Raw genomic sequence first — 8,595 nt, 5'->3', positions numbered from 1 at the left:
ACTACAACTTCATCGCCCACTACGGCCTGCCGATCAAGAAGCGCGAGTTCGCGCTCGTGTGCACCGTGCCGATGGGTGCACCGGGCATGAAGCTCATCTGCCGGCACTCCTACGCCAACACCGCCGACGTGATGTCGAGTCCTTTCGACTACCCGCTCTCGTCACGGTTCGACGAGAACGACACGATCTTCATCCTGGACAAGGTGAAGATCCCGTGGGAGGACGTCTTCATCTACGGCGATCCCGAGAAGGCGAGCACGTTCTTCCCCGGCTCCGGCTTCCTGCACCGCTTCACCTTCCACGGCGTCACCCGCCTGGCCGTCAAGCTCGACTTCATCGCCGGACTGCTGATAAAGGGCGTGGAAGCCACCGGCACCAAGGACTTCCGCGGCATCCAGACCCGCGTCGGCGAGGTCATCGGCTGGCGCAACATGTTCTGGGCCATCTCCGACGCGATGGCCGCCAACCCGGACCAGTGGGTCGACGGCGCGGTGCTGCCGCATCTGGACTACGGCCTGGCCTACCGCTGGTTCATGACCGTCGGCTACCCGCGCGTGCGCGAGATCATCATGCAGGACCTCGGCAGCGGGCTGATCTACCTGCCCTCGCACGCGGACGACTTCAAGTCACCCGAGACGCGGCCGTATCTCGACAAATACGTGCGCGGCTCCAACGGCATCGACGCGATCGAGCGCGTGAAGCTGATGAAGCTGATCTGGGACTCGATCGGCAGTGAGTTCGGCGGCCGCCACGAGCTCTACGAGCGCAACTACTCCGGCAACCACGAGGGCGTGCGCGCCGAACTGCTCTTCGCCGCCCAGCAGTCCGGCGCGGCCGACGCCATGAAGGGCTTCGCCGAGCGGTGCATGGCCGAGTACGACCTCGACGGCTGGACCGCCCCAGACCTCGTCAATCCCGACGACGTCAGCCTCCGGAGGAGGTAGTCATGACAGCGACCGCACCGGTGAACCCCACCCAGCAGCGCACGGCGGAGGTGGTGGCCGACATCTTCGGCGTGATCAACGAGCGGCTGGTGCGGCACTCGGTGACCTACCCCGAGTACCAGGCGGCCAAGGCGTGGTTGATCAAGGTCGGCGAGGCCGGCGAGTGGCCGCTGTTGCTCGACGTGTTCTTCGAGCACACGATCGAGAAGCTCGCCTCCGAGCGGCGCCAGGGCAGCTCCGGGTGCATCGAGGGCCCGTACTACGTCCCGGGCGCGCCCGAGCTGTCCTCACCGGCCACGCTCCCGCAGCGGCCGGACGAGCCGGGCGACGTGCTGGTGTTCTCCGGAACCGTCCGCGACCTCGACGGCAACCCGCTGCCCGGCTCGGTGGTGGACATCTGGCAGGCCGACGCGCTCGGCTACTACTCGCAGTTCCACCCCGACCCTCCACAGTGGAACCTCCGCGCGAACGTCACCACCGGCGCGGACGGCCGGTTCGAGATCACGACGGTTGTCCCGGCGCCGTACGAGATCCCGAAGGAAGGTCCGACCGGTCAGCTGATCAGGGCCGCGGGCTGGCACCACTGGCGGCCCGCACACCTGCACATGATGGTGCGCGCGCAGGGTTGCCGGACGCTGACGAGCCAGCTGTTCTTCGCGGGCGGCGAGTACGTCGACGAGGACATCGCGAGCGCCGTGAAGCCGGAGCTCACGCTGGAGCTGGCCCACCTCGGCGACGGGCGCTACGCGGCCGAGTACGACTTCACACTGGATCCCGCGTGATGGGAGAGCTGTCCATCGCTTCGGTCCGCACGGTGGTGGTCGACCTGCCGCTGCGCCGACCGCACAAGTTCAAGTCGATGAGTGCGACCAGGCAGAGCTACCTGGTGGTGCGGCTGCGCACCGAGGGCGGCGCCGAGGGGGTCGGCGAGGCCGTGGTGCCCGGCGGACCGTGGTGGGGCGGGGAGAGTGTCGAGTCGATGAAGGTGATGGTCGACGAGTACCTCGCCCCGCAGCTCGTCGGCGCCGAAGTGTCGCGCGTGGACTACCTGATGGACCGGCTCGACCGCGTGGCCGCGCGGAACTCCTTCGCCAAGGCGGCGCTGGAGATGGCGATCTTCGACGCGTGGGGAAGGACGCTCGGCGTGCCGGTGTACCAGCTGCTCGGCGGGCTGTACCGCGAGTCGATTCCCGTGACGTGGGCGCTCGGCGCCGAGGAGTCGGAGGTGGTGTTCGCCGAGGCCGAGGAGAAGCTCTCCTCGGGCCTGCACGCGTCGTTCAAGCTCAAGATGGGCGCGCTCGACCCTGCCGCGGACACCGCGCGCGTCGCCTCGGTGGCCAGGGCGCTCGGCGACAAGGCCAGCGTGCGCGTCGACCTCAACGCGGCGTGGGACGAGCCGACGTCGGCTCGTTGGCTGCCCGTGCTGGAGGAGGCCGGCGTCGACCTGGTCGAGCAGCCGGTGCCGGGCTGGAACGTCGACGCGATGCGCAGGCTCGCCGCGCGGCTGACGATCCCGGTGATGGCCGACGAGAGCCTGCTGACCCCGCACGACGCCCTGCGGCTGGTCGGCGAGGAGGCGGCGGACATCTTCTCGCTGAAGGTGCACAAGCACGGCGGTCTGTCGGCGACGAGGAGGGTCGCCGCGGTCGCGGAGGCGGCGGGCCTGCCCTGCCACGGCGGGTCGAGCATCGAGAGTTCCATCGGCACCGCCGCGGCGGCACACGCCTACGCGGCCATCAGGGGCGTCACGTTCGGCTGTGAGCTGTTCGGCCCGTTGTTGCTCGCCGAGGACCTGGTCACCGACCCGCTGACGTACGCCGACGGCGCGTTGCGCGTGCCGAGCGGGCCGGGTCTCGGCGTGACGATCGACGAGGAGAAACTGGGCAGGTTCGCCCGATGAAGTCGCCCGACGAGAAGGACTACGTCCAGTCGCTCGAACGCGGTCTCTCGGTGATCCTCGCCTTCTCGGACCGCCGCCCCAGGCTGACCCTCGGCGAGCTTTCCGAGCTGACCGGCCTTTCCCGCCCGACCGTGCGGCGCCTCGTGCTCACGCTGGAGCGGCTGGGCTACGTCCGCACCGAGGGCAGGCAGTACGTGCTCACGCCGCACGTCCTCGCACTGGGCAACGCCTACCTGTCTTCGCTCAACCTGACCGAGGTGGCCCAGCCCTACATGGAGGACGTCACCAAGGTCACGGGGCACACGTGCTCGCTGGCTGCGCTCGACGGCGAGGACGCGGTGTTCCTGACCCGTGTGCCCTCCCGCCGCGTCATGCGGCACACGCTCACCACGGGTACGCGGCTGCCCGCGTTCGCGACGTCGATGGGCCGCGTGCTGCTGGCCTGGCTGCCCGAACACGAAATCGAGGAGTTCCTGCACCACGCGCCGTTTCCGAGGATCACCGCGCGGACGGTGACCGACCCGGACCGGCTGCGCGAGATCCTGCGGGAGGTGCGCACGCAGGGCTGGGCGCTGGTGGACCAGGAGTTCGAGGAGGGTGTGCGCTCGTTCTCCGCGCCGGTGCTCGACTCGGGGGGCCGCGCCATCGCGTCGCTGAGCATGTCGGTGCCCGCAGGGGAGCTGAGCGTGGCCGACATCGAGGCGGAGACGCTGCCCGTGATCGTCGAGGCCGCGCGGGAGATCAGCAAGCAGCTCGGCGCCCCGGACGGGGGCTGACGAGCGATTCGGTGCGTTCCACACCCGCCCGGCGGAACGTACCCTTGTTGTCTACGTCACCGCGCGGGTACGATCGACGATGTATACCGTATACATCAAGGAGGTTGCGGTATGGCGGTGGACAGCGCCGGTACGTCGGTCGTGGAACGCGTTCGAGCCGTGATCGACGCGCACAAGGGCGAGCGAGGAGCCCTGCTCCCGATCCTGCACGGCATCCAGGCCGAGTTCGGCTACATCGCCCCGGAAGTGGTTCCGGTGCTGGCGAACGAGCTGAACATGAGCCGCGCCGACGTGCACGGCGTGATCACCTTCTACTCCGACTTCCAGGCCGAGCCCTCGGGCACCACGACGGTGCGACTGTGCCGCGCGGAGGCCTGCCAGTCGGTGGGTGCGGAGCGCCTCGTGGCGGACGCCGAGCAGGTGTTCGGCGTGAAGGTGGGGCAGACGACGCCGGACGGCTCGGTGACGCTCGGGCAGGTCTTCTGCCTCGGCAACTGCGCCCTCGGCCCCGCGGCCCAGATCAACGGCCGGATGTACGGGCTCATGGACCGGGCGCGCCTGGTGGAGCTGCTGGTACGCGCGGAAGGTGGCGAGGAGACCGCATGATCACCGTCTACGTGCCGAGGGACTCGGCAGCCGTCTCGGTGGGCGCCAACGAGGTCGCCGCCGCGATCCAGCGCGAGGCGGGCGCCGAACCCGTCCGGATCGTGCGCAACGGCTCGCGCGGCATGCTCTGGCTCGAACCGTTCGTGGAGGTGGAGACCGACCGGGGCCGCGTCGGCTACGGGCCGGTGACGCCTGAGGCCGTGCCCGGTCTCGTCGAGGCCGGGCTGTTCGAGGGCGCGCCGCACGAGCTGTGCCAGGGCGTCGTCGACGAGCTGTCGTGGATGCGCGACCAGCAGCGCCTGTGCTTCGCCAGGGTCGGCGTCACCGACCCACTATCCACAGAGGACTACGAGGCGAACGGCGGGCTCGCTGGGCTGCGCAGGGCACTGGAGCTCGACCCCGCGGACGTGGTCGCACAGGTGACCGAGTCGGGCCTGCGCGGCCGCGGCGGCGCGGGGTTCCCCGCGGGCATCAAGTGGAACACGGTGCGCGGCACCGAGGGCCCGCTGAAGTTCGTGTGCTGCAACGCCGACGAGGGCGACAGCGGCACGTTCGCCGACCGGATGCTCATGGAGGGCGACCCGTTCTGCCTCATCGAGGGCATGACCATCGCCGCGCACGCGGTGGGCGCGAGCGAGGGCTACATCTACATCCGCTCGGAGTACCCGGACGCCGTGAACACGATGCGCAGGGCCATCGACATCGCCTACGCGCACGGCTGGCTCGGTGAGAACGTGCTCGGCTCCGGGCTGAAGTTCGACCTCTTCGTGCGCGTGGGCGCGGGCGCCTACATCTGCGGCGAGGAGACCTCCATGCTGGAGAGCCTCGAGGGCAAGCGCGGCATGGTCCGCTCGAAACCGCCGATCCCCGCGATCACCGGGCTGTTCGGCAAGCCGACCGTGGTGAACAACGTGCTGACCCTCGCCAGTGTGCCGACGATCCTCGCCGACGGCCCGCAGGCGTATGCCGACCTCGGCGTCGAACGTTCCCGTGGCACGCAGGTGTTCCAGCTGGCGGGCAACATCGCGCGCGGCGGGGTGTTCGAGACCGCGTTCGGCATCACGCTCGGCGAGCTCGTCAACGGCTACGGCGGCGGCACGCGTTCCGGCCGCCCGGTGCGGGCCGCGCAGGTCGGCGGCCCGCTCGGCTCGTACGTGCCGACCTCGCAGTTCGAGCTGCCGATGGACTACGAGGCGTTCGCGGCCGCGGACGCGATGCTGGGCCACGGCGGGGTGGTGGTGTTCGACGACACCGTGGACATGGCGGCGATGGCACGGTTCGCGATGGAGTTCTGTGCCGAGGAGTCGTGCGGCAAGTGCACGCCGTGTCGCGTCGGCGCCGTACGCGGCGTCGAGGTGATCGACAAGATCACGGGCGGCGAGGACCGGGACGGCAACCTCGCGCTGCTGAACGACCTCTGCGAGCTGATGACCGACGGGTCGCTGTGCGCGATGGGCGGGCTGACCCCCAACCCGGTGCGCAGTGCGCTGACCCATTTTCCCGACGACTTCATGACGAACAACGCCCGCCACGAGGAGGCGAAGTAGACCATGGGTCTGTTGAAGGAACACGACTTCGGCACCCCGGCCAAGCCGGGACCGGCGACCGTGACCGTCGAGATCGACGGCGTGCCAGTGACCGTGCCGGAGGGCACGTCGATCATGCGCGCGGCGGCGGAGACCGGGACGGACGTCCCGAAGCTGTGCGCCACCGACAGCCTCGAGGCGTTCGGCTCCTGCCGGCTGTGTCTCGTGGAGATCGACGGCAAGAAGGGCACCCCGGCCTCGTGCACCACGCCCGTGGCCGAGGGTATGAAGGTGCGCACGCAGACGCCGAAGCTGGAAAAGCTGCGGCAGGGCGTGATGGAGCTCTACATCTCCGACCACCCGCTCGACTGCCTCACGTGCGCCGCCAACGGCGACTGCGAGCTGCAGGACATGTCCGGCGTCGTCGGGCTGCGGCAGGTGCGCTACGGCTACGAGGGCGAGAACCACCTCGACGCGCCCAAGGACACCAGCAACCCGTACTTCGACTTCGACGCGTCCAAGTGCATCGTGTGCTCGCGGTGCGTGCGGGCCTGCGGCGAGGTGCAGGGGACGTTCGCCCTGACGATCGAGGGCCGCGGCTTCGACTCCAAGGTGTCGCCGGGCGCCGCCGAGCTGTTCATGGACTCCGAATGCGTCTCGTGTGGCGCGTGCGTGCAGGCGTGCCCGACCGCGACGCTGCAGGAGAAGTCCGTCGTGGACCTCGGCATGCCGACGCGGACCGTGCTCACCACGTGCGCCTACTGCGGCGTCGGCTGCTCGTTCAAGGCCGAGCTGCGTGGCGACGAGCTCGTGCGCATGGTGCCGTACAAGGACGGCGGCGCCAACGAGGGCCACTCGTGCGTCAAGGGCCGGTTCGCGTTCGGGTACGCGACCCACCCCGACCGCAAGCTCAACCCGATGATCCGCGAGAAGATCACCGACGAGTGGCGCGAGGTCGACTGGGAGACCGCGATCTCGTACGTCGCCGAGAAGTTCCGCGACATCCAGGCCCGCCACGGCGCCGGTTCCATCGGCGGCATCACGTCGTCGCGCTGCACCAACGAAGAGGTCTACGTGGTGCAGAAGATGGTGCGCGCGGCGTTCGGCAACAACAACGTCGACACGTGCGCCCGGGTCTGCCACTCGCCCACCGGCTACGGCCTCAAGCAGACGTTCGGCACCTCGGCGGGCACGCAGGACTTCCGCTCGGTCGCACAGGCCGACGTGATCGTGGTGATCGGCGCGAACCCGACCGACGGGCACCCCGTGTTCGCCTCGCGCATGAAGCGCAGGCTGCGCGAGGGCGCCAAGCTGATCGTCATAGACCCGAGGCGGATCGACCTCGTGCGCTCGCCGTACATCGAGGCGGAGCACCACCTCCAGCTCGCACCTGGCACCAACGTCGCGATCGTCAACGCGATGGCGCACGTCGTGGTCACCGAGGGCCTCGTCGACCGGTCGTTCGTGGCCGACCGCTGCGAGGAGTTCGACGAGTGGGCCGCGTTCATCGCCCGTGAGGAGAACAGCCCCGAGGCCACCGAGTCGATCACCGGCGTGCCCGCGGAGCAGGTGCGCGCGGCGGCACGGCTTTACGGAGGCGCGGGCAACGGCGCGATCTACTACGGCCTCGGCGTCACCGAGCACAGCCAGGGCTCCACGATGGTGATGGGCATGGCGAACCTCGCGATGGCCACGGGCAACATCGGCCGCGAGGGAGTGGGGGTGAACCCGCTGCGCGGGCAGAACAACGTGCAGGGCTCGTGCGACATGGGCTCGTTCCCGCACGAGCTGTCGGGTTACCGGCACGTGTCCGACGACGCCGTGCGCGAGGTGTTCGAGAAGCTGTGGGAGCGCCCGATCCTCCCGGAGCCGGGCCTGCGGATCCCGAACATGTTCGACGCCGCCGTGGACGGCACGTTCCTCGGCCTGTTCGTGCAGGGTGAGGACATCGCGCAGTCCGACCCGAACACCCAGCACGTCAACGCCGCCCTTTCAGCGATGGAGCTGGTGGTGGTGCAGGACCTGTTCCTCAACGAGACGGCGAAGTTCGCGCACGTCTTCCTGCCGGGCACGTCGTTCCTGGAGAAGGACGGCACGTTCACCAACGCCGAGCGGCGCATCAACCGCGTGCGCCCGGTGATGGCGCCGAAGACGGGCAAGGACGAGTGGCGCGTGGCGTGCGAGATCGCGCAGGCGATGGGCTACGACATGAACTACGAGCACCCGCGCGAGATCATGGCGGAGATCGCGGCGGTGACGCCGACCTTCGCTGGTGTCTCGTTCGAGAAGCTCGACAAGCTCGGCAGCGTGCAGTGGCCGTGCAACGACAAGGCCCCGGAGGGCACGCCGACGATGCATGTCGACGCCTTCGTGCGCGGCAAGGGCCGGTTCGTGCAGACGCCGTTCGTGGCGACGCGGGAACGCAGCACGCGCAAGTACCCGCTGATCCTCACCACCGGCCGCATCCTGTCGCAGTACAACGTGGGCGCGCAGACGCGGCGCACCGCCAACGTCGCGTGGCACCCGGAGGACGTGCTGGAGATCCACCCGCACGACGCCGAGGTGAGGGGCATCGAGAACGGCGACGAGGTGACGCTTTCCAGCCGGGTGGGCACCACGACGCTGCGCGCGCTGATCGCCGACCGGATGCCCGTGGGGGTCGTGTACACGACGTTCCACCACCCCGTGACCGGGGCGAACGTGGTGACCACGGAGAACTCCGACTGGGCGACGAACTGCCCCGAGTACAAGGTGACGGCGGTGCAGGTGGGCCTCAAGCACGCGGCGGACCGGCACGACGCGGCCCGCGACGAGGAACCGGCGCTGGCGGACTAGTCGAGGAG

General features: G+C 69.5%; 7 protein-coding genes. All 7 read left to right on the top strand.

Annotated elements, in window-relative coordinates:
• Positions 1 to 944 (top strand): 4-hydroxyphenylacetate 3-hydroxylase C-terminal domain-containing protein (locus tag DI005_RS13020; protein ID WP_304481733.1); only part of this gene is annotated, 944 nt, incomplete at its 5' end.
• Between the two features lie 2 nt (positions 945 to 946).
• Positions 947 to 1,726: a dioxygenase gene (locus DI005_RS13015; protein ID WP_113642253.1), complete on the top strand. Its 780-nt coding sequence runs from the start codon at positions 947 to 949 to the stop codon at positions 1,724 to 1,726.
• Entirely contained in the window at positions 1,726 to 2,844 is a 1,119-nt protein-coding gene (locus DI005_RS13010; RefSeq protein ID WP_113642252.1) for a muconate cycloisomerase family protein, read from the top strand. Before DI005_RS13015 ends, DI005_RS13010 begins: the two co-directional genes overlap by 1 nt.
• Entirely contained in the window at positions 2,841 to 3,620 is a 780-nt protein-coding gene (locus tag DI005_RS13005) for an IclR family transcriptional regulator C-terminal domain-containing protein (protein ID WP_112265153.1), read from the top strand. The genes DI005_RS13010 and DI005_RS13005 overlap by 4 nt, the downstream gene beginning before the upstream one ends.
• A gap of 111 nt (positions 3,621 to 3,731) precedes the next feature.
• Positions 3,732 to 4,226 (top strand): NAD(P)H-dependent oxidoreductase subunit E, encoded by a 495-nt coding sequence (locus DI005_RS13000; RefSeq protein ID WP_112265155.1) that lies wholly within the window; start codon positions 3,732 to 3,734, stop codon positions 4,224 to 4,226.
• Complete coding sequence (locus DI005_RS12995; RefSeq protein WP_112265157.1) at positions 4,223 to 5,773, top strand: NADH-quinone oxidoreductase subunit NuoF; 1,551 nt, start codon at positions 4,223 to 4,225, stop codon at positions 5,771 to 5,773. The genes DI005_RS13000 and DI005_RS12995 overlap by 4 nt, the downstream gene beginning before the upstream one ends.
• 3 nt (positions 5,774 to 5,776) lie before the next feature.
• Positions 5,777 to 8,587 (top strand): formate dehydrogenase subunit alpha, encoded by a 2,811-nt coding sequence (fdhF, locus tag DI005_RS12990; RefSeq protein ID WP_112265159.1) that lies wholly within the window; start codon positions 5,777 to 5,779, stop codon positions 8,585 to 8,587.
• The last annotated feature ends 8 nt before the right edge of the window (positions 8,588 to 8,595 follow it).

The sequence above is a fragment of the Prauserella sp. PE36 genome, assembly GCF_003311655.1.
In the GTDB taxonomy this organism is placed as follows: Bacteria; Actinomycetota; Actinomycetes; order Mycobacteriales; family Pseudonocardiaceae; genus Prauserella_A; species Prauserella_A endophytica.
The sequence above is the reverse complement of the archived record's forward strand: the minus strand, read 5'-3'. Positions and strand labels throughout refer to the sequence as shown.